Source organism: Micromonospora sp. AKA38 (assembly GCF_027925725.1).
GTDB lineage: Bacteria > Actinomycetota > Actinomycetes > Mycobacteriales > Micromonosporaceae > Micromonospora.
In genome coordinates this window covers 1416320-1435386 of record NZ_BNEI01000003.1, presented here as the reverse complement: position 1 = coordinate 1435386, position 19067 = coordinate 1416320, and the positions used below count along the sequence as shown (strand labels likewise).

Genomic DNA, 19067 nt, shown 5'->3' with positions numbered 1-19067 from the left:
GCGGTGCGGAGCATCGGGACCCGCCGCGCGCCGAGGACGGACTGTCGAGGAGCGTGTCCCATGGCTCAGCGCAACAGCTCAGGTCGCGGCACGACCGCGACCCGGACCAAGCGGCACACCGGTAACCGGACGCCGAACACCCCGAAGGTGTCGGAGTCCGAGATCTCCCGGATGAAGGTCGACGACATCCGGGGCCAGCTCCGCCGGCGCGGGGTCTCCGGGACCTCCACGCTGCGCAAGCCGGAACTGGTGAAGACGCTCGCGCGCACCATGCGCGCGGAGGGGCGCGGCGGCGCGGCCCGGCGGAGCACCGGCCCGGCCGGTCGGCCGGCGGCGGCGAAGAAGACCACCGCGGCGAAGAAGACCGCCGCCCGGAAGACCGCGCCGGCCCGCCGGAAGGCCACCTCCGCGGCCAAGGCCGCGCCGGCCACCCGGGCCGCCGGCGCCCGGGCCAAGGCGACGGGTACGCGCAAGGCGGCCCCCGCCCGCGCGAAGGCGACCGCCGCGCGGGCCGGGGCGGTGCCCTCCCGGGCGAAGGCGACACCGGCGCGGGCCGGGGCCACCTCGTCCCGGGCGAAGTCGGCGCCGGCACGGGCGCAGGCGGCGCCGACGCGCGGGCCGGCGTCCAGCCGGTCGATCGGATCGTCCCAGCTCATCACGTCTCTCGCGGACCGTCCGGAGCGCCCGGGGCGCAGCCTGGTGACCCGCAACCACGAGGTGATCCAGCGCTGGGCGCGGGCCCGGGGCGCGAAACCGGCCACCATCGCCGGCACCGAGCGGGGCGACCGGCCCGGCGTGTTGACGTTCAACCTGCCGGGTTACCGGGAGAGCAGCCGGCTCCGGGAGATCACCTGGGACGCCTGGTTCCGGACGTTCGACTCACGGCGGCTCAATCTGATCTACCAGGAGCAGCTTCGGGACGGCCGGCAGAGCAACTTCTTCCGTACCGAGAACCCGAATCGCGAGGACGGCTGAGGTTTACGGGAATGGCCGGCGGGAATCCGCGTGTTGGCCACCCCGGGAGGCCGCAGCAGGGACAGCCGGATTCCCGACACGGATGCTGTGACGGGTAAGACAGCGATCCGGGTTGAATCCGGAATCCGGGCGAACTAACTTTATTGCACCGCGTCCCGCTTGTTTTCGTTCGGGGGAGCGGCGGATCGATCAGATCCGCGCAGGCGCGACGCGAAGATCGGGTGGAGCACACCGTTGGGGGACGGTGCCGCCCGTGGTAACCGGCGGCGCGAGCGGGCGACGCTTACGGGGGTGAGTGTCGCCCGCCGCCGCCGGGCGTACGGTGCGAGCGCCCATCTCGACGGGGGTCGGGGTGGGCGCTCGGCCGTTCTCACCGGCGGATCGTCTCCACCGGTCGGGACGCGGCCCGCAGCGCGGCGACCCGGCGCTCCCGTGGCGGCCCGGCGATCAGGTGGCCGGCTGCGGCCAGCAGGCCCAGCCCGCCCACCACCAGCCAGTGCCGGTCGCCGAGCCGCTCCAGGCTGAGCCCGCCGAGCGCCGGCGCCACGAAGGACGCCGCCGGGAACGTCAGATAGAACACCGACTGGTAACGGGCGCGCAGCTCCGGTGGCGCGAGGTCCGCGTTGATCTGCGCGTTCGGTGGCGCGGCGAGCATCTGCCCGGCGGTCCAGACCACCGCCGCCCCCAGATAGAGCGGCAGCCCGTCGGCGACGGTCAGCGTGCCGAAGCCGAGCGCCATCAGCCCGGTCGAGACGGCCAGCACGGTCGAGCGCCGGTACGGCTCGATCAGCCGCGGCACGAAGAGCTGCCCGGCCACGATCAGCGCCCCGCCGAGCGCCACCACCAGCCCGTACGCGGACGGGCGCAGGCCGTCCGCGCGCATCGCCAGCGGCATGATCGTCGACGTCTGCATGGTCAGCACCGCCAGCAGGAACGTCAGCGCGACGAAGGTGAGGAAGGTGCGGTCGGTCAGCGCGGTGTGCAGCCCGGGTCGCCGCCCCACCACCGCCTCCGGGGTCACCGCCGGACGGTGGCGCAGTGTCTCCGGCACCCTGAGCGCGATGACCACCGCCGCCGCCAGGGTGGCCCCGGCGTCGACCAGGAACAGCGCCAGGAAGCTCGCCTCGGCGAGCACCCCGGCCAGCAGCGAGGCGACCGCCATGCCCAGGTTGAACGCCCAGAACTGGAGGTTGAACGCGCGGGACCGGCGGGCCTCCGGCACCACGTCCACGATGGCCGCCACGAACGCGGGGCTCGGCATCGAGTGCGCCACCCCGACCAGCGTGGCCAGCACGGCGATCACCGCCAGGTGCCGGCTGAACGCCAGCGTGGCCATCAGCCCGGCGGCGGCGAGGTGGGCGGCGAGCAGGGTGGCCCGCCGGCCCCACCGGTCGGCCAGGACGCCGCCGAGCAGCGTGCCGACCGCGCCGCCGATCCCGTAGGCGCCGACGACGAGCCCGGCCAGCGACGGCGAGGCGCCCCGCGCGGCGGTGAGGTAGAGCGACAGGAACAGCAGCGCGAACGCGCCGGCCCGGTTGATCAGCAGGCCGGACCAGAGGTACCAGAAGGTGGCGGGCAGGCCGCCGGCCGTGTCGTCCCACCAGCGCCGCAGGCCGCGCACCCGTCCTCCAGGAAGGTTTCCTTACTGAATCCTTCCGACACGGTAGCGACCGCGTCGGCGGCGGGCGCGCGCGGGCGTACTCAGGAACCGGCCCGGACCGGCGCGGCGGGGGACGCCGCCGCGGCCTCGGCCGACTCCGGCGCCGGGGTGCGGGTGAGGGTGACCGGCGCGACCGGGGTGCCGGCGGCGCGGAGCTGGGCGGCCCGCCGTTCCCGGGCCGGGCCGGAGACCAGGTGGGTGATCGCGGTCAGCGCGCCGATCGCGGCGCAGGCCAGCCACAGCGCGGTGTTGCCGGCCTGCTCCCGGAGCAGGCCGCCGAGGATCGGCGCGCTGGCGCCGGCGAGCTGCCAGGAGAGGGAGAACACGCCCTGGTAGCGCCCGCGCAGCGCGGCCGGCGACAGCTCCGCGATCAGGGTGGCGTTGGAGGGCGAGTTGAGCATCTCGCCGAGCGTCCAGATGAGCACCGTGAGGCCGTAGAGCCAGACCGTGTCCGCGAACGCGGTCAGCCCGAACCCGACGCCCATGATCAGCGCGGACAACGCCAGCACGTGCGACCGGCTGCGACCGGAGATGAGTCGGGGTACGAAGAGTTGCCCGACCACGATGAGCACGCCGTTGAGCGCGATCACCGAGCCGTAGGTGGCCGGGCTGAGCCCGGAGTCGCCCATGGCGATCGGCAGCATCGAGATGTGCTGGAGGAAGACCAGCGCGGCGAACAGGTTGAGCGCCACGAAGCCGAGGAAGACCCGGTCCCGGAGGATGGTGCGCAGCGCGCCGGCCGGAACCGCCGCGCCCTTGGCGACCACGACCGTCGGCGCGACCCGGGTCTCCTTGACCCGGGTGAAGATGATCAGCGCGGTGACCAGCGTGGTGGTCGCGTCCACCAGGAAGAGCAGCAGGTACCCGGCCTGGGCGGCGAGGCCGGCCAGCACGGCGGCGCAGGCGAAACCGAGGTTGATCGCCCAGTAGTTGAGCGAGAACGCGCGGAGCCGGTCCTTCTCCGGCACCACGTCGACCATCATCGCGCCGAACGCCGGGCGGGCCGCCTCGGCGAACAGGCCGAGCAGCAGCGCGCCCGCGGCCACCGCCCAGAGCGGGCGGGCCAGGCCGAGCCCGACCATCATGGTGGCCGCGCCGAGGTGCGCGGTGAGCAGCGTGGGTCGCCGCCCCCAGCGGTCGGTGAGCATGCCGCCGACGGTGGTGCCGATCGCGCCACCGACGCCCCAGAGGCCGATCACCAGGCCGGCCTGGACCGCCGAGAAGCCGCGCTCCCGGGTCAGGTAGATGGCGAGGAAGATCAGCACGAACGAGCCGAGCCGGTTGATCAGCGTGCCGGTCCAGAGGTACCAGAAGGAACGCGGCAAGCCGCCCGCCGTGTCCCGGAACCAGCCCTGTACCGTCCGCATCCCCGACGCCCCCGTTGGTAATGACCGATCAAACTCAGATGCCTTACAACCTAGTGGCCGGCCGGAACGCCGGTCACCCGCATTTCCACGTGGTGGTCGTCACCACAGGTCCCCGCGTGTCCGTCGGGCCGGTACGGCAGGATGATCGGCATGACTGCGAGCGAAGGGCCCACCATCGGGACGCTGGTCCTGCTGCGGCACGGCGAGAGCGACTGGAACGCCAAGAACCTCTTCACCGGCTGGGTGGACGTCGACCTGACCGAGAAGGGCGAGACCGAGGCGCGGCGTGGCGGCGAACTGCTCCGTGAGCACGACCTGCTGCCGGACGTGGTGCACACCAGCCTGCTGCGCCGGGCGATCCGCACCTCCGAGCTGGCGCTGAACGCCGCCGACCGGCACTGGATCGCGGTACGCCGGTCGTGGCGGCTCAACGAGCGCCACTACGGCGCGCTCCAGGGCAAGGACAAGAAGCAGACCCTGGACGAGTACGGCGAGGAGCAGTTCATGCTCTGGCGCCGGTCGTACGACACGCCGCCGCCGCCGATCGACGACGCGGACGAGTGGTCGCAGGTCGGCGACCCCCGGTACGCGCTGCTGCCGACGGAGCTGATGCCGCGCACCGAGTGCCTCAAGGACGTCGTCGACCGGATGCTGCCCTACTGGTACGACTCGATCGTGCCGGACATCCTGGCCGGCCGGACGGTGCTGGTGGCGGCGCACGGCAACTCGCTGCGCGCCCTGGTGAAGCACCTCGACCAGATCTCCGACGAGGCCATCGCCAAGCTGAACATCCCGACCGGCATCCCGCTGCGCTACGACCTGGACGCCGACCTGCGCCCCCAGGTGCTCGGCGGCACCTACCTCGACCCCGACGCGGCCAAGACGGCTGCCGCCGCGGTCGCCAACCAGGGCCGCTGATGTAAGGCCGGGCCCCTTGTTGACGCCTCTGGTAGAGAAGGGGCCCCTTCTCAACACTCCCCTGTTGAGAAGGGGCCCCTTCCTCCCCCCGGTGCGGGTCGGGTCAGGCGGACGAGGAGCCGGTGATCAGGTAGACCACGTGCTCACCGGCGTTCACCGCGTGGTCGGCGAAGCGCTCGTAGAAGCGGCCCAGCAGCGTCGCGTCGATCGCGGTCTCCACCCCGTACGGCCAGTCGTCGCCGAGCAGCACGCCGAACAGGCTCTTGTGCAGGTCGTCCATCGCGTCGTCGTCGCGGTCCAGTTCGGCGGCGACGTCCGCGTCGGGCTTGGCCAGCACCGCGCCGATCTTCTCGGCCATCCGGTCCGCGATACCGGCCATGTCGGTGAAGACCGGCCGCAGCTCGGCCGGCACCGCGGGGGAGGGGTGCCGGCGCAACGCCGTCTTGGCCACGTGGTCGGCCAGATCGCCCATCCGCTCCAGGTCGGCCGCCACGTGCAACGCGGTGATCATGGCCCGCAGGTCGGAGGCGACCGGGGCCTGCCGTGCCAGCAGGTCGCAGACCCGCTCCTCCACGTGCCGGTAGAGATCGTCGATCTCGGCGTCCCGCGCGATCACCGTCTCGGCCGCCACGCGGTCCGCGGTGAGCAGCCCTCTGGTGGCCTGCCGCATGGCCGCGCGCACCGCCTCGGCCATGTCCACCAGCAGTTGGCTGACAATCTGCAGGTCGGCCCGGAACTCGTCGCGCATCGTCACTTCCTTCGGGTACGGCATGAGCAGGTGCGCGCCCCACGGTAGGCCGGACGGCCGGCACCAGGGTGAACGCGGATGAACGACGCGGGACCCGTGGGTGAACATTCCCGGAAGCGAGAGTGATTCATCCCTTTCTGACCGATCCCTGGGTTAACAATGACCCTACGATCGCCGGGTGGAGTGGGCGGTGGCCATCGCGGTGGCCGTGGCGCTGGTGACCGGACTGGTCGCCGGGTCGATGCTGTCCGGGCCGGTGGGACAGTGGCGGCGCCGGTGGGCGTCGCGGGGCGGCGGAACCGCCCGCCGTGACGCAGGGAGGCCGACGATTCCGGACGAAGCGCAGGGGGGCCTCTCCGGGCTCGGCCGCAAGACGATCGACTCGTTGCGCGCCGGCGTGGTGGTGCTCGACCCGAACGACGTGCCGGTGCTGGTGAACCCGGCGGCCCGCGCGATGGGCCTGCTCCGGGCCGGGGCGACGCCGGGCTCGATCGCGGCGCACCCGCTGATCCGTACGCTGGCCGGTCAGGTCCGCCGCACGGGCGTGCGTCGCGAGATCGAGCTGGACCTGCCCCGAGGTCGCGACAGCGCCGGTGACAACCCACTCGGCGTGCACCTGCGGGCCATGGGACTCGGCGCCGGTTACATCTCGATCGAGGCGGTCGACGTCACCGAGTCGCACCGTCTGGCCCGGGTCCGCCGCGACTTCGTGGCCAACGTGAGCCACGAGCTGAAGACCCCGATCGGCGCGCTCCAACTGCTCGCCGAGGCGCTGGTGGACGCCACCGAGCCGGCCGCCGACGACGGGCCCGGCCTGTCCGAGGACCTGATCGCCGCGCGGCGGTTCGCCGAGCGGATCCAGCACGAGTCGACCCGGCTCGGCCGGCTGGTGCAGGAGCTGCTGGAGCTGACCCGGCTCCAGGGCGCCGAACCCCAGCCCCCACCCGAGCCGGTCTCGCTGGACTGGGTGCTCGCCGAGGTGGTCGACCGGACCCGCACCGCGGCCACCGCCCGCCGGGTGGAGATCGTCATGGCCGGGCAGCGGGGCCTGACCGCGTACGGGAGCGACAGCCAGCTCGCCACCGCGGTGGCCAACCTGGTGGAGAACGCGGTCACCTACTCGGCCGAGGACACCACGGTCCGGGTGACCACGCGGGCCACCGACGAACACGTCGAGATCGCGGTGGCCGACCAGGGCATCGGCATCGCCCCGAACGACGTCGACCGGATCTTCGAGCGCTTCTACCGCGCCGACCAGGCCCGCTCCCGGGCGACCGGTGGCACCGGCCTGGGGCTGGCCATCGTGAAACACATCGCCAGCAACCATGGCGGTCGGGTGGATGTGTCGAGCACCCTTGGTGGGGGCTCGACGTTCACCCTCCGGCTGCCTGCTCGCCCCCCGGACGACCTGGAGGCGACACTCGCCTCCGCTGGGATCGAGGCCGGCCCGGCCGAGCTCCGGCAGGTCTGACCACAGGAAAGGAAACACCCGTTGAGCCGCGTACTGGTGGTCGAGGACGAGGAGTCGTTCTCCGACGCCCTGTCCTACATGCTCCGCAAGGAGGGGTTCGAGGTCTCGGTCGCCGCGACCGGCACCTCCGCCCTCACCGAGTTCGACCGGACCGGCGCCGACATCGTGCTGCTCGACCTGATGCTGCCGGAGATGTCGGGCACCGAGGTCTGCCGCCAGCTCCGCCAGCGGTCGCACGTCCCGATCATCATGGTCACCGCCCGGGACAGCGAGATCGACAAGGTGGTCGGCCTGGAGATCGGCGCCGACGACTACGTGACCAAGCCGTACTCGCCCCGTGAGCTGGTCGCCCGGATCCGGGCGGTGCTGCGCCGGCAGAGCACCGAGGCGAGCGAGTCGGGCGCGCCGACGCTGGCCGCCGGCCCGGTCCGGATGGACATCGAGCGGCACGTGGTGACCGTGGAGGGCGCGGGCGTCCAGCTTCCGCTCAAGGAGTTCGAGCTGCTGGAGCTGCTGCTGCGCAACGCCGGCCGGGTGCTCACCCGGGGGCAGCTCATCGACCGGGTCTGGGGCGCCGACTACGTGGGCGACACCAAGACGCTCGACGTGCACGTGAAGCGGCTGCGCTCCAAGATCGAGCCGGAACCGTCCGCGCCGCGCTACATCGTCACGGTCCGGGGCCTGGGCTACAAGTTCGAGCCGTAACCGTCCACCCCGCCCTCTTCGCTGCGTCGATCATCGGGTTGGCGCGGACAAATCCGACCGAATCGTGCCGCCAACTCCATGATCGGCGGGTCGGGTCGGGTCGGGTCGGCGTCGGGGACGTCAGGCCCGCCAGGTGTAGCGGCGCTCGGGGCGCCCCGCCGCGCCGTACTTCAGGGTGACCTCGGCCCGACCCGTACCGGAGAAGTGCTCCAGGTAGCGGCGGGCGCTGACCCGGGAGATGCCGACCCGATCGGCGCACTCGCTGGCCGAGAGCGTCCCGTCGTGCTCGCGCAGGGCGCGCTCGACCAGCTCGGCGGTTTCCGCGCTGAGGCCCCGGGGCAGGGTCGCGGTGGCAGCGGGCGAGCCGCTGCGCGACAGCACCCGGTCGACGTCGGCCTGGTCGGCGACGACCGTCGCGCGGACGGCGGTACGGCGGACGGCGTACTGCTCCAGGCGGGTGCGCAGCTCGTCGAAGCCGAACGGCTTGAGCAGGTAGTTGACCGCGCCGTAGCGGACCGCGCGACGGACCGCCTCGGCCTCCCGGGCAGCGCTGATCACCAGCACGTCGCAGTCGTGCCGGGCGGCCCGGATGCGGGTCACCACGTCGAGGCCGAACATGTCGGGCAGGTAGAGGTCGAGCAGGACCAGGTCGGGGCGGAGCCGGTCGACCGCGCCCACCGCCTCCTCGCCGGTGCTGGCGGTGCCGACCACCCGGAAGCCGTCGATCCGGTCGACGAAGCCACGGTGGATCCGGGCCACCATGAAGTCGTCGTCGACGACGAGTACGTCGATCATCGCGCCCCCTCCGGCACGTCGGCGCGCACCGACATCCGAGCGGTGAACATCGCTCCCTCGTCGGTGTTGGTCACCGCGACCTCGCCCCCACGACGGTGGCAGACCAGCCGGGTGAGCGCCAGACCGATACCGCGCTCGCCGCCCTCGGCAGCCTTGGTGGTGAAGCCGTGCGTGAACACCTCCTGGGCCAGTTCCGGCGCCACGCCGGGGCCGGAGTCGCGGACCACGATCTCCACCGAGGCGGCGTCCTGGCGAAGCTCGGCCTCGACCCAGGCGGCGTGGTCGGAGGGGTCGCCGGCCACCGCCTCGACCGCGTTGTCCAGCAGGTTGCCGAGCACGGTGGCCACGTCGGCGGCGAGCTCCGGCGGCAGCCGGTCCAGCCCGGTCCGTTCGGAGATCCGCAGCTCCACCCGGCGCTCGGCGGCCACCGCCGACTTCGCCATGAGCAGCGCCGCCACCGCCGTGTCGTGGATCCGGCTGGTCACTGTCAGGTCGAGCGAGGCGCGGTGCCGGCTCAGCGTGTCGACGTACCGGACCACCTCGTCGTGCTCACCGATCTGGATCAGCCCGGAAATGGTGTGCAACTGGTTGGCGAACTCGTGGGTCTGCGCCCGGAGCAGCTCGGTGGTGCTGCGGAACGAGCCGATCTCCTGCTCCAGGCGGGCCAGCTCGGTGCGGTCCCGCAGCGTGGTGACGGAGCCGAGCCGCCGGCCGTCCTTGCGAACCGTCATCCGGTTCATCACCAGCACCCGGCCGCCCCGGACCACCACCTGGTCCCGGGCCTCCGTGCCGCTGCCCGCACCGGCCAGCACGTCCCGCAGCCGGCCGGTGATGCGCAGCTCGGTGAGGCTCCGGCCGAGGCAGTGCTCGGGGAGGTCGAGCAGCCGCCGTCCGACCGCGTTGACCAGGGTGACCCGGTGCTGCGTATCCAGTGCGATCACCCCCTCGGCGATGCCGTGCAGCAGCGCCTCCCGGTGCTCGGCCAGCCCGGCGATCTCGCGGGGTTCCAGGCCGAGGGTCTGCCGCTTGATCCGGCGGGCGAGCAGCCACGATCCGACCACGCCGAGGGCGCAGGCGATGCCCAGGTAGGTGAGCAGGTACGACGAGGCGCCGACGAGCCGCTGCGACCAGGTCGGTGACGCCTCGCCGACCACCACCACGCCGAGGTACCGGCCCAGGTTCTTCTTCGTCTTCGGGTCGTCGCCGAGCACCGGCACCTGGGCCGTCAGCTCCCGTGACCCGTCGGTCTCCAGCTCGCCGAACCAGCTCCGGCCCTGCGCGACGCCGGGGTCGCCGAGCACGACCGGGCTGCCGACAAGCGTCGGGTTCGTGGACGCGACCACCCGGCCCCGGGCGTTCGCCACGGTCACCGAGGTGACGCCGTACTGGGTGAGGGTGTTCTGCACCAGCGGGGCGATCGCCTCGCCGGGTGAGGGCTGGTCGAGCTGGTCGCGGAGCAGCGGGCTGCCGCCGAGCCGTTCGCCGAGGGTGGCGACCCGGCGTCCCTCGACCCGGTTGAAGGTCGCCGCCGACTGCGCCAGCGAGACGGCGGCCACCGCCACCAGCACCACGACGATGATCGCGAGCTGGAGGATCAGCAGCTGCCCGGCGAGCGTACGACGCCGGGACGTGACCGCGACCACAAAGACCTCAACTTCCGCTGGTGACAGAACGCAGACAAGGCGCCCGCGTGGAGGCCACCATCTTGCCGCTGGACTCAGTCGAAACGGAAGAGAAACAAGATGGCAACCAGAAGAAACGTGCTGGTCATGGGGGTCGCCGCCGCCACGGCGCTGGCCCTGGCTGCCTGCGGCGCCACCGCCGACAAGAACGAGGGCGGCTCCGGCGACGACGGCAAACCGGTCAGCGGCCTCCGCATCATGGTGCCGAACACCCCTGGTGGCGGGTACGACACCACTGCCCGGACCGCCGCGAAGGTGATGGAGGACGCCAAGATCGCCACCGGCGTGCAGGTGTTCAACCTGCCCGGCGCGGGCGGCACGGTCGGCCTCCAGCGGACCGTGAACGAGAAGGGCAACGGCAAGCTGGCCATGCAGATGGGCCTGGGCGTGGTCGGTGCCTCCTACACCTCCAAGTCCGCGGCGACGCTGACCCAGACCACCCCGCTGGCTAAGATGATCGAGGAGGCCGGCGCCATCGTGGTGCCGAAGGACTCCCCGTACAAGACCATCAACGACCTGGTCGCGGCGTGGAAGGCCAACCCGAAGGGCATCGCGGTCGGCGGCGGCTCCTCACCTGGCGGCCCGGACCACCTGCTGCCCATGCAACTCGCCAAGACCGTCGGCATCGACCCCAAGCAGGTCAACTTCGTCTCGTACGACGGCGGCGGCGAACTGCTGCCGGCCGTGCTCGGCGGCAAGGTGGCCTTCGGCGCCAGCGGGTTCGGAGAGTTCCTCGACCAGGTCGAGGCCGGCCAGATCCGGGTCCTCGCGGTGACCAGCGAGGCCCCGATCGAGGCGCTCAAGGACGTGCCGACCCTGAAGTCAGCCGGCATCGACCTGGTCTTCACGAACTGGCGGGGCATCGTCGCGCCACCCGGCATCAGCGACGCCGACAAGAAGGTCTGGATCGACGCGCTGACGAAGATGCACGACTCCGCGGAGTGGAAGGCCGAGCTGACGAAGCGCGGCTGGACCGACGCGTTCGTCACCGGTGACGATTTCGGCACCTTCCTGACCGAGCAGGACAAGGCAGTCGCCGACGTGCTCAAGCAGCTCGGGTTGGCATGAGCGGCATGACGACGCGACCGGACCGGGGCGGCGACCCGCCGTCCCGGCCTCCGGGCGTACCGGTCGTCCCGGCGCAGCCGGGCCCGGCGACCGCGCCGGCCGGCGTGTCCCCCGCACCGGTCGAGCCGCCCCCGGCACCGGCGGCACCAGCCGAGCCGGTCGAGCCGGTCGAGCCGGGTACGCCGCAGGAGCCGGCGGCGACGGCCGAAACGGACCCGGCGGCGGACGCCGTGGCCGAGCCGGCCCCGAAGTCGGACCGGGCCCAGTACGGCGTGTGTGCGTTTCTCGCCCTGGTCGGCGGGCTGGTCGTCGTTGACGCCACGACCCGGATCGGAAGCGCGCTCAACACGGCCGACCCGATCGGCCCGAAGCCGGTGCCGATCCTGCTCGGCGTGCTGCTGCTCGTCGTCGCGGTGATCTACGGCGTGGACGTGGCCCGCGGCGGCGCCGGCGAGCCGGAGGCCGGCGAGGACGTCGACCTGAGTCTTCCCGTCGACTGGCGCACGGTGCTGCTGCTGATCGGCGCGTTCGCGGTCAACGCCGTGCTCATCGACCGGCTCGGCTGGGTGATCAGCGGAACGATCCTCTTCTGGGGGTCCGCGTACGCGCTGGGCAACCGGCACTACGTGCGCAACCTGCTGATCGCCGTCGCGCTGTCCCTGATCACGTTCTACACCTTCGCCATCGGGCTCGGTGTCGACCTCCCCGCCGGCGTGCTGCAAGGGATTCTGTAGATGGACAACCTCGCCAACCTGCTCGACGGGTTCGCCAGTGTGCTGACCCCGATGAACCTGCTGTTCGCGCTGATCGGGGTGACCATCGGCACCGCCGTCGGCGTGCTGCCCGGCATCGGCCCGGCGATGACCGTGGCGCTGCTGCTGCCGGTCACCTACGGGATGGAGCCGGCCCAGGCGTTCATCATGTTCGCCGGCATCTTCTACGGCGGCATGTACGGCGGTTCGACCACCTCGATCCTGCTGAACACCCCGGGCGAGTCCTCGTCGGTGGTGACCGCGATCGAGGGCAACAAGATGGCGAAGGCGGGTCGGGCCGCTCAGGCGCTGGCCACCGCCGCGATCGGCTCGTTCGTCGCCGGCACCATCGCCACCGTGCTGCTGGTGGTGGTCACCCCGCCGGTGGTGCAGTTCGCGATCAGTCTCGGCGCACCCGACTACTTCGCGCTGATGCTGCTGGCGTTCGTGTCCGTGACCGCGGTCCTCGGCGCGTCCCGGGTACGCGGCTTCGCCTCGCTGCTGATCGGCCTGGTGATCGGTGTGATCGGCATCGACCAGTCCGGCCAGCAGCGGCTCACCTTCGGGCTGCCGCAGCTCGCCGACGGCATCGACGTGGTCGTGGTGGCGGTGGGCATCTTCGCCGTGGGCGAGGCGCTCTGGATCGCCGCGCACCTGCGCCGCAAGTCCGGCGAGGTGATCCCGGTGGGCCAGCCGTGGATGGGGAAGCAGGACTGGAAGCGGTCCTGGAAGCCGTGGCTGCGCGGCACGGCGTTCGGGTTTCCGTTCGGCGCGGTGCCGGCCGGCGGAGCGGAGATCCCCACGTTTCTGTCGTACGTCACCGAGAAGAAGCTGACGAAGCACCCGGAGGAGTTCGGCCGGGGTGCGATCGAGGGGGTCGCCGGGCCGGAGGCCGCGAACAACGCCTCGGCCGCCGGCACCCTGGTGCCGATGCTGGCGATCGGCCTGCCGACCAACGCCACCGCCGCGGTGATGCTGGCCGCCTTCGAGGGGTACGGCATCCAGCCCGGTCCGCTTCTCTTCACCCGGGAGTCGAGCCTGGTCTGGACGCTGATCGCCAGTCTCTTCATCGGCAACCTGTTGCTGCTCGTGCTGAACCTGCCGCTCGCCCCGGCCTGGGCGCGGCTGCTGCGGATCCCACGCCCCTACCTCTACGCCGGGATCCTCTTCTTCGCCTCGATGGGCGCGTACGCGGTCAACGCGCAGCCGTTCGACCTGTACCTGCTGCTCGCCCTCGGTCTGCTCGGCTTCGGCATGCGCCGCTTCGGGCTGCCGATCCTGCCGCTGATCGTCGGCACCATTCTCGGACCGCGTGCCGAGTTGCAGGGTCGGCGCGCGTTGCAGCTCTCCGGCGGTGAGCTGCACGGGCTGATCGGCGGCTGGGTGTCCTGGCTGATCTACGCCACGATCGCCGTGGTGCTCCTCTGGCCGCTGATCGGCCGGTTCGTGGTCCGTCCGCTGCGCGGAAGGTGGGTGACGGCATGACGGTGCTGGTGGGGTACGTCCCCTCGCCGCTGGGCGAGGCGGCGCTGCGCGCCGCGATCGAGCAGGCCCGGTTCCGGGGCGAGCCGGTGCTGGTGGTGAACACCTCACGGGGCGACGCGTACGCCGACCCGCGGCTCGCCCCGGAACCGGACCTGGAGCGGGTGGTCCGCGAGTTGGTCGCCGCCGGGGTGCCACACAATGTCCGGCAGCTCATGCGGGGCCGGGACGCGGCGGAGGAGATCGTCGAGATCGTCGAGCGGGAGGACGTGTCGCTGGTCGTGATCGGCATCCGGCACCGCACGCCGGTCGGCAAGCTGATCATGGGCTCGACGGCGCAGGAGATCCTGCTCCGGGTGCCCTGTCCGGTGCTCGCCGTGAAGGCCGGCTGAATGGCGCCCGGGGGCCCCGCGGTTCCCGGGCGCGCCCAGACCGGCCTGCTGCTGGCGCACACCGTGACCGTGCAGGCGGTCACCTTCATGCTCCGGCCGGCGTCCGCGTACCGGGCGCTGGAGCTGGACGTGCCGGGGGCCTGGCTGGGCGTGCTCGGGGCCAGCTTCGCCGTCGTACCCCTGGTGCTGGCCGTGCCCTCCGGGCACGCCGTGGACCGGTTCGGCGAGCGCCGCGTCGCGCTCGTCGGGTCGGCCCTGCTGGTCGCCGCCGGCCTCGGCTTCGTGGTGCTCGCCGGCTCGGTGGCCGGACTGGTCCTGGCCAGCATGGCGCTCGGCACCGCGCACCTCTGCGCGGTGGTCGCCCAGCAGGCGCTGGTCGCCAACCGCACGCCGGCCGACCGGTACGACGCCGCGTTCGGCTACTACACCTTCGCGGCCTCGTTGGGACAGGCGCTCGGCCCCGGCCTCATCGTGCTCTTCGGCGGGGACCGCACGATCCCCGACACCCGGGCCATCTTCCTCGGCGCCATGGTGGTGGCGCTGCCACTGCTGGTCGTGGCGCTGTTCCTGCGTCCGTCCGGATGCCACCGGCGGGCCGCCGACGGCCGCGACGCCGGTGGGCTGCGCGACCTGCTCCGCCGGCCCGGCCTGATCCGTGCCCTGACGGTGAGCTGTGTCGTCCTGGCGGCGGTCGACATCACCCTGGTCTACCTGCCCGCGCTCGGCGCGGAACGCGGCATCGCCGCCGGCTCGATCGGCATTCTGCTCGGGGTCCGGGCGTTCGCCTCGATGGCGTCCCGGCTGTTGCTCGGCCGGCTGGTGGCGGCCCTCGGCCGGCGGGTCGTGCTGGTCGGCACCGTGGCGCTCTCCGCCGTCGGCCTGGCCCTGCTGCTGCCGCCGCTGCCGTTCGCGGTCCTGCTGCCGGTGGTCGCGGTGGCCGGGCTCGGGCTGGGCGCCGGCCAGCCGCTGACCATGTCGTTCCTGGCCGAGGTGGCGCCACCCGGGCTGCGCGGCCGGGCCATGTCGCTGCGGCTCACCGGCAACCGGCTGGGTCAGGTGCTCATCCCCAGCGCGGCCGGCGCGCTCGCGGCCGGCACCGGCGCGGCCGGCGTGCTCGGCTGCACCGCGGCCGGCCTGGCCGGCGCGGCCGTCGCCGCCACCCGCCTGCACCGACCAGCGGACCCGCATCCCTGAGAAGAGAAAGAAGGACGCCATGGAGACCCGGACGACCGCCGACCTCTACGACCTGCACGGCGACGCCCTCGGCTCGTGCGACACCCAGCTCCGCCAGTTCGGCGGCGTCCGGGCCTTCGCCGGCCGTGCCGTCACGGTGCGCTGTTTTCAGGACAACGCCCTGATCAAGTCGATCGTGGCCGAACGAGGGGAGGGACGGGTCCTGGTGGTGGACGGCGGCGGCTCGCTGCACACCGCCCTCATGGGCGACCTGATCGCCGGCGCCGCCGCGGCGAACGGCTGGGCCGGCGTGGTGATCAACGGCGCGGTCCGCGACGCGGTGGCCCTCGGCGCACTGCCGATCGGCATCAAGGCGCTCGGCACGAACCCGCGCAAGAGCGCCAAGACCGGTGCCGGCGAACGGGACGTGCCGGTGTCGTTCGGTGACTGCGTCTTCCCGCCTGGCGCCCTCGTGCACGCCGACGACGACGGCGTCGTCGTGCTGCTGGTCGCCGGGCGGGACTAGCCCTCGCTCGCCGGGTGGGGGGCGATCTGGCCCTGGCGGTGGCGGGCGGCGCACAGCTCGACCAGCTTCGCGTACGCGGGGGCGCCGATCAGCGCGGTCAGCTCCGGGCCGTAGGAGACGTACATCGGCTCGGCGCCGACGTGCGCGTCCGTGGAGGAGGTGCACCACCAGTCCAGGTCGTGCCCGCCCGCGCCCCAGCCGCGCCTGTCGAACTCGGCAAGCGTGGAGATGAGCACCTTGGTGTTGTCCGGCCGCTTGTGCCACTCCTGGTCCCGGCGGACCGGCAGTTGCCAGCAGACGTCGGGCTTGTACTCCAGCGGGTGCACGCCGTCGCGCAGCGCCTGGGCGTGCAGCGCGCAGCCGCCACCGGCGGGGAAGTCGGCGTCGTTGAGGAACACGCAGGGCGCGTCCACGTCCCGGGTGGCGGTGCGCCGGGCCGGCGTCTTGCCGTCGACCGTGTCGTTCTCGGTCCAGTTCTTGAAGCCACGACGGAAGTGCTGCCAGGTCTCCGGCGTGAGCCGCTTGACGGCCGCCCGGACCCGCTTCTCGTCGTCGGAGTCGGTGAAGAACGCGCCGTGCGAGCAGCACCCGTCCGCGGCCCGCCCGGCGACGATGCCGTGGCAGCCCTGACCGAAGATGCACGTCCAGCGGGAGAGCAGCCAGGTCAGGTCGGCGCGGACGACGTGCTTCGGGTCGGCCGGGTCGACGAACTCGATCCACTCCCGGGGGAAGTCCAGCCCGACCTCGCGGCTGCGCGGGTCGTCCGGGTCGTCCACCAGCACGCGAAGCTCGATCTGCCCTGTCACCCGGACCAGCGTACGCGTGCTCTCCCCGCCCGGCCGGCGAGCCGACGAAACGTGTTGCCCCTAGGGTCTTTCCCATGCGACTGGGTGTCCTCGACGTCGGTTCCAACACGGTGCACCTCCTTGTGGTCGACGCCCACCACGGCGCGCACCCCTGGCCGGCGCACTCCGAGAAGGTGGTGCTGCGGCTGGCCGAGCAGATCGGCCCGGACGGCGCGTTGACCGACGCGGGCGCGGACGGGCTGGTCAAGGCGGTCGGCATGGCGCGGGCGGCGGCCGACGGGCTGGGTGCCGAGGACCTGTTGGCGTTCGCCACCAGCGCGGTCCGGGACGCCACCAACGCGGGCGAGGTGCTGGCCCGGGTCCGCGACGAGACCGGCGTACGCCTGGAGGTGCTCTCCGGCGCGGACGAGGCGCGGATGACGTTCCTCGCGGTGCGGCGGTGGTTCGGGTGGTCCGCCGGCCGGCTGTTGGCGATGGACATCGGCGGCGGCTCGCTGGAGCTGGCCGCCGGCATCGACGAGCATCCGGACGTCGCGGTCTCGCTGCCGCTCGGCGCGGGTCGGCTCAGCCGGGAGCGGCTGGCGGTCGATCCGGCCGGCCTGCTGCCGCCGTCCGCCGTGGCCGTGGAGGGGCTGCGGGAGTACGTGGACGCGCAGCTCGACCCGGTGGTGAAGCAGTTGACCGAGGTCGGCTGGGAGCGTCCGGTGGCGACCTCGAAGACGTTCCGCACGCTGGCCCGACTGGCCGGGGCCGCGCCGTCCGGCGCCGGTCTCTGGGCCCGGCGCAGCCTGACCCGCACCGGGCTGCGGCAGGTGCTCGGCTTCGTCCGGCACATCCCGCCGGCCCACCTGCCGGAGCTGGAGGGGGTCAGCGCGCAGCGGGCCCACCAGCTCCTCGCCGGTGCGGTGGTGGCCGAGGCGGTGATGCGCCGGCTCGACGTCGACAGCCTGGACATCTGCCCGTGGGCGTTGCGGGAGGGGGTCATCCTGCGTCGGCTGGATCAGCTCGCGCCGATGTGATCCGGGGCGCTCGCTTCGGGCGCTTTGCGGGTGCTCGTCCCGATGCCTCCTGGCGGGGGCGGCTACCCTGAGGGGTGTGACTTCCCGCGTGCCGGTGCTCCTGTCCACGTCCTCGGTCTTTCCCGAACGGACCGCGGCGGCGTTCCAGCTCGCCGCCGCGCTCGGGTACGACGGCGTCGAGGTGATGGTCTGGACGGACCCGGTGAGCCAGGACGCGGGCGCGCTGCGCGGCCTCGCCGAGCACTACGGCATTCCGGTGCTCTCGGTGCACGCGCCGTGCCTGCTGGTCACCCAGCGGGTGTGGAGCGCCGACCCGTGGGAGCGGCTGCGCCGGGCCGCCGAGCTGGCCGAGACACTGGAGGCGCCGACCGTGGTGGTGCACCCGCCGTTCACCTGGCAGCGTGACTACGCGCGGACGTTCGGCGACGGGTTGGAGGCCACCGCCGGGCGGTTCGGCGGGCTGCGGTTCGCGGTGGAGAACATGTTCCCGGTGCGGATGGCCGGCCGGCAGTTCGTGCCGTACGTGCCGGGCTGGGACCCGACCGACACCGGCTACGCCTCCTACACGCTGGACCTGTCGCACTGCGCGGCCTCGCACACCGACGCGTTGGCCATGGCCGACCGGATGGGCGCCGGGTTGGCGCACGTGCACCTGGGTGACGGCACCGGTGAGGGGCGGGACGAGCACCTGGTGCCCGGCCGGGGCGGTCAGCCCTGCGCGGAGCTGCTCCGTTCGCTGGCCGGGCGCGGCTTCACCGGCTCGGTCGCGGTGGAGGTGACCACCCGGGGCGCGAAGAGCCGCGCGGTCCGCGAGGCGGATCTGCGCGAGGCGCTGGAGTTCGCCCGCGCGAACCTGACCGCCCCCTCCCCGGTCGACGCCTGACCGGCCGGGTCGTCGACGTCACCGGCACCCGGCACGGCGGCCCCGGAACCGGCCGCCTGCCCGGACGTCAGCTCACCGGGGCGAGCGGCTGGGCCGGCACCGGCTGCTCGCCGACCGCGGCGCGCTTGCGGGCCCGGTGCGCCGCCACGTGCGAGCGGGTGGCGCAGCGCTCCGAGCAGAACCGCCGGCAGCAGTTCGACGAGGTGTCCAGGTAGACGTTGCCGCAGCGCTCGTCCGCGCAGACGCCGAACCGGGCGCTGCCGTACTCGCAGAGCCAGACCGACAGGCCCCAGACCGCGCCGGCCAGGTATTCGGCGGAGACCGACGCGCCCCGGCTGGTCACGTGCATGTGCCAGTCGGAGGAGTCGTGCCCGGAGATGCGGGGCTGCACCGGGAACGCCTCCAGCAGCGCGTTCAGCTCCGTGACGGCGTCGGCGTCACGCCCCGACGTGCCGTATTCGAAGACGTCCCGGAGGCGCTTCTGCGCCCGCCGGAAGATCGCCAGGTCCCGTTCCGCGACCTCGTCGCGCATCCAGGCGTTCTCGTCCGGGAAGAGGGCCCGCAGGCCGTCCAGGTCGTCCAGCCGGGCGTTGACGAGCTCGACCCCGGTCCGGGCGTACGCGTCGAAGTTCACGGGACCAACGG

The 19067-nt window shown here is 72.9% G+C and carries 19 protein-coding genes; 12 read left to right on the top strand and 7 right to left on the bottom strand.

The genetic code is table 11. The features are described 5' to 3' along the window. The first annotated feature begins 60 nt into the window (after positions 1-60). A complete protein-coding gene (locus TPA0908_RS15220; protein WP_281938349.1) occupies positions 61-975 on the top strand; it encodes a hypothetical protein in 915 nt (304 codons plus the stop codon). A 370-nt stretch (positions 976-1345) separates the two neighbouring features. On the opposite strand, the gene TPA0908_RS15215 is transcribed toward TPA0908_RS15220, so the two are convergent. Together TPA0908_RS15215 and TPA0908_RS15210 are read right to left on the bottom strand one after the other, a co-directional pair. Next, positions 1346-2596 (bottom strand): MDR family MFS transporter, encoded by a 1251-nt coding sequence (locus TPA0908_RS15215; RefSeq protein ID WP_281938347.1) that lies wholly within the window; start codon positions 2594-2596, stop codon positions 1346-1348. 80 nt (positions 2597-2676) lie between these two features. Continuing rightward, positions 2677-4002, bottom strand: a complete 1326-nt coding sequence (locus TPA0908_RS15210; RefSeq protein WP_281938345.1) for an MDR family MFS transporter — start codon at positions 4000-4002, stop codon at positions 2677-2679. A gap of 150 nt (positions 4003-4152) precedes the next feature. On the opposite strand from TPA0908_RS15210, the gene TPA0908_RS15205 reads away from it, so the two are divergent. Next, entirely contained in the window at positions 4153-4920 is a 768-nt protein-coding gene (locus tag TPA0908_RS15205) for a phosphoglyceromutase (protein WP_281938343.1), read from the top strand. A 103-nt stretch (positions 4921-5023) separates the two neighbouring features. Here TPA0908_RS15205 and phoU read toward each other — a convergent pair whose 3' ends face one another. Then, positions 5024-5668: a phosphate signaling complex protein PhoU gene (gene phoU / locus TPA0908_RS15200; protein ID WP_281938341.1), complete on the bottom strand. Its 645-nt coding sequence runs from the start codon at positions 5666-5668 to the stop codon at positions 5024-5026. Between the two features lie 190 nt (positions 5669-5858). On the opposite strand from phoU, the gene TPA0908_RS15195 reads away from it, so the two are divergent. Both TPA0908_RS15195 and TPA0908_RS15190 read left to right on the top strand, forming a co-directional pair. Continuing rightward, positions 5859-7139 carry a sensor histidine kinase gene (locus TPA0908_RS15195; RefSeq protein WP_281938621.1) on the top strand — a complete coding sequence of 427 codons (1281 nt, stop codon included), beginning with the start codon at positions 5859-5861 and terminating at the stop codon, positions 7137-7139. Positions 7140-7160: 21 nt separating this feature from the next. Beyond that, entirely contained in the window at positions 7161-7844 is a 684-nt protein-coding gene (locus TPA0908_RS15190; RefSeq protein WP_107160420.1) for a response regulator transcription factor, read from the top strand. Between the two features lie 120 nt (positions 7845-7964). On the opposite strand, the gene TPA0908_RS15185 is transcribed toward TPA0908_RS15190, so the two are convergent. Continuing rightward, positions 7965-8639: a response regulator gene (locus TPA0908_RS15185; RefSeq protein ID WP_281938340.1), complete on the bottom strand. Its 675-nt coding sequence runs from the start codon at positions 8637-8639 to the stop codon at positions 7965-7967. Next, complete coding sequence (locus tag TPA0908_RS15180) at positions 8636-10282, bottom strand: sensor histidine kinase (RefSeq protein ID WP_281938339.1); 1647 nt, start codon at positions 10280-10282, stop codon at positions 8636-8638. The genes TPA0908_RS15185 and TPA0908_RS15180 overlap by 4 nt, the downstream gene beginning before the upstream one ends. A 99-nt stretch (positions 10283-10381) precedes the next feature. On the opposite strand from TPA0908_RS15180, the gene TPA0908_RS15175 reads away from it, so the two are divergent. The 6 genes from TPA0908_RS15175 to rraA are packed head-to-tail and all read left to right on the top strand — an operon-like array spanning position 10382 to position 15714. Beyond that, entirely contained in the window at positions 10382-11389 is a 1008-nt protein-coding gene (locus tag TPA0908_RS15175; RefSeq protein ID WP_281938338.1) for a Bug family tripartite tricarboxylate transporter substrate binding protein, read from the top strand. 5 nt (positions 11390-11394) lie between these two features. Then, positions 11395-12123 carry a tripartite tricarboxylate transporter TctB family protein gene (locus tag TPA0908_RS15170; RefSeq protein WP_281938336.1) on the top strand — a complete coding sequence of 243 codons (729 nt, stop codon included), beginning with the start codon at positions 11395-11397 and terminating at the stop codon, positions 12121-12123. After that, positions 12124-13626 carry a tripartite tricarboxylate transporter permease gene (locus tag TPA0908_RS15165; protein WP_281938334.1) on the top strand — a complete coding sequence of 501 codons (1503 nt, stop codon included), beginning with the start codon at positions 12124-12126 and terminating at the stop codon, positions 13624-13626. It abuts the gene before it with no gap. Then, complete coding sequence (locus TPA0908_RS15160; RefSeq protein ID WP_281938332.1) at positions 13623-14015, top strand: universal stress protein; 393 nt, start codon at positions 13623-13625, stop codon at positions 14013-14015. Before TPA0908_RS15165 ends, TPA0908_RS15160 begins: the two co-directional genes overlap by 4 nt. After that, positions 14016-15209, top strand: coding sequence for an MFS transporter (locus tag TPA0908_RS15155; RefSeq protein ID WP_281938330.1), 1194 nt, complete (start codon positions 14016-14018; stop codon positions 15207-15209). It begins immediately after the preceding gene. A gap of 19 nt (positions 15210-15228) precedes the next feature. Then, positions 15229-15714: a ribonuclease E activity regulator RraA gene (gene rraA / locus TPA0908_RS15150; protein ID WP_281938328.1), complete on the top strand. Its 486-nt coding sequence runs from the start codon at positions 15229-15231 to the stop codon at positions 15712-15714. Here rraA and TPA0908_RS15145 read toward each other — a convergent pair. Beyond that, positions 15711-16520: a hypothetical protein gene (locus tag TPA0908_RS15145; protein WP_281938326.1), complete on the bottom strand. Its 810-nt coding sequence runs from the start codon at positions 16518-16520 to the stop codon at positions 15711-15713. The two genes, rraA and TPA0908_RS15145, sit on opposite strands and share 4 nt — an antisense overlap. Before the next feature lie 74 nt (positions 16521-16594). On the opposite strand from TPA0908_RS15145, the gene TPA0908_RS15140 reads away from it, so the two are divergent. Both TPA0908_RS15140 and TPA0908_RS15135 read left to right on the top strand, forming a co-directional pair. Continuing rightward, the gene (locus tag TPA0908_RS15140) at positions 16595-17539 is read left to right on the top strand and encodes a Ppx/GppA phosphatase family protein (protein ID WP_281938324.1); all 945 of its coding nucleotides are present in this window, start codon (positions 16595-16597) and stop codon (positions 17537-17539) included. A gap of 76 nt (positions 17540-17615) precedes the next feature. Continuing rightward, positions 17616-18422 carry a sugar phosphate isomerase/epimerase family protein gene (locus TPA0908_RS15135; RefSeq protein ID WP_199199899.1) on the top strand — a complete coding sequence of 269 codons (807 nt, stop codon included), beginning with the start codon at positions 17616-17618 and terminating at the stop codon, positions 18420-18422. A gap of 67 nt (positions 18423-18489) precedes the next feature. Here the strand turns inward: TPA0908_RS15135 and TPA0908_RS15130 are convergent, their stop codons facing one another. Continuing rightward, positions 18490-19056, bottom strand: coding sequence for a CGNR zinc finger domain-containing protein (locus tag TPA0908_RS15130; RefSeq protein ID WP_107160407.1), 567 nt, complete (start codon positions 19054-19056; stop codon positions 18490-18492). Between the last annotated feature and the right edge of the window lie 11 nt (positions 19057-19067).

Bases quoted from the DNA above. Each gene is read 5' to 3' on its own strand.
- TPA0908_RS15155 (WP_281938330.1), top strand. From the start codon at position 14,016: ATGGCGCCCGGGGGCCCCGCGGTTCCCGGGCGCGCCCAGACCGGCCTG.
- TPA0908_RS15170 (WP_281938336.1), top strand. From the start codon at position 11,395: ATGACGACGCGACCGGACCGGGGCGGCGACCCGCCGTCCCGGCCTCCG.
- TPA0908_RS15205 (WP_281938343.1), top strand. From the start codon at position 4,153: ATGACTGCGAGCGAAGGGCCCACCATCGGGACGCTGGTCCTGCTGCGG.
- phoU (WP_281938341.1), bottom strand. From the start codon at position 5,668: ATGCGCGACGAGTTCCGGGCCGACCTGCAGATTGTCAGCCAACTGCTG.
- TPA0908_RS15210 (WP_281938345.1), bottom strand. From the start codon at position 4,002: ATGCGGACGGTACAGGGCTGGTTCCGGGACACGGCGGGCGGCTTGCCG.
- TPA0908_RS15220 (WP_281938349.1), top strand. From the start codon at position 61: ATGGCTCAGCGCAACAGCTCAGGTCGCGGCACGACCGCGACCCGGACC.
- TPA0908_RS15140 (WP_281938324.1), top strand. From the start codon at position 16,595: ATGCGACTGGGTGTCCTCGACGTCGGTTCCAACACGGTGCACCTCCTT.
- TPA0908_RS15160 (WP_281938332.1), top strand. From the start codon at position 13,623: ATGACGGTGCTGGTGGGGTACGTCCCCTCGCCGCTGGGCGAGGCGGCG.
- TPA0908_RS15165 (WP_281938334.1), top strand. From the start codon at position 12,124: ATGGACAACCTCGCCAACCTGCTCGACGGGTTCGCCAGTGTGCTGACC.
- TPA0908_RS15175 (WP_281938338.1), top strand. From the start codon at position 10,382: ATGGCAACCAGAAGAAACGTGCTGGTCATGGGGGTCGCCGCCGCCACG.
- rraA (WP_281938328.1), top strand. From the start codon at position 15,229: ATGGAGACCCGGACGACCGCCGACCTCTACGACCTGCACGGCGACGCC.
- TPA0908_RS15185 (WP_281938340.1), bottom strand. From the start codon at position 8,639: ATGATCGACGTACTCGTCGTCGACGACGACTTCATGGTGGCCCGGATC.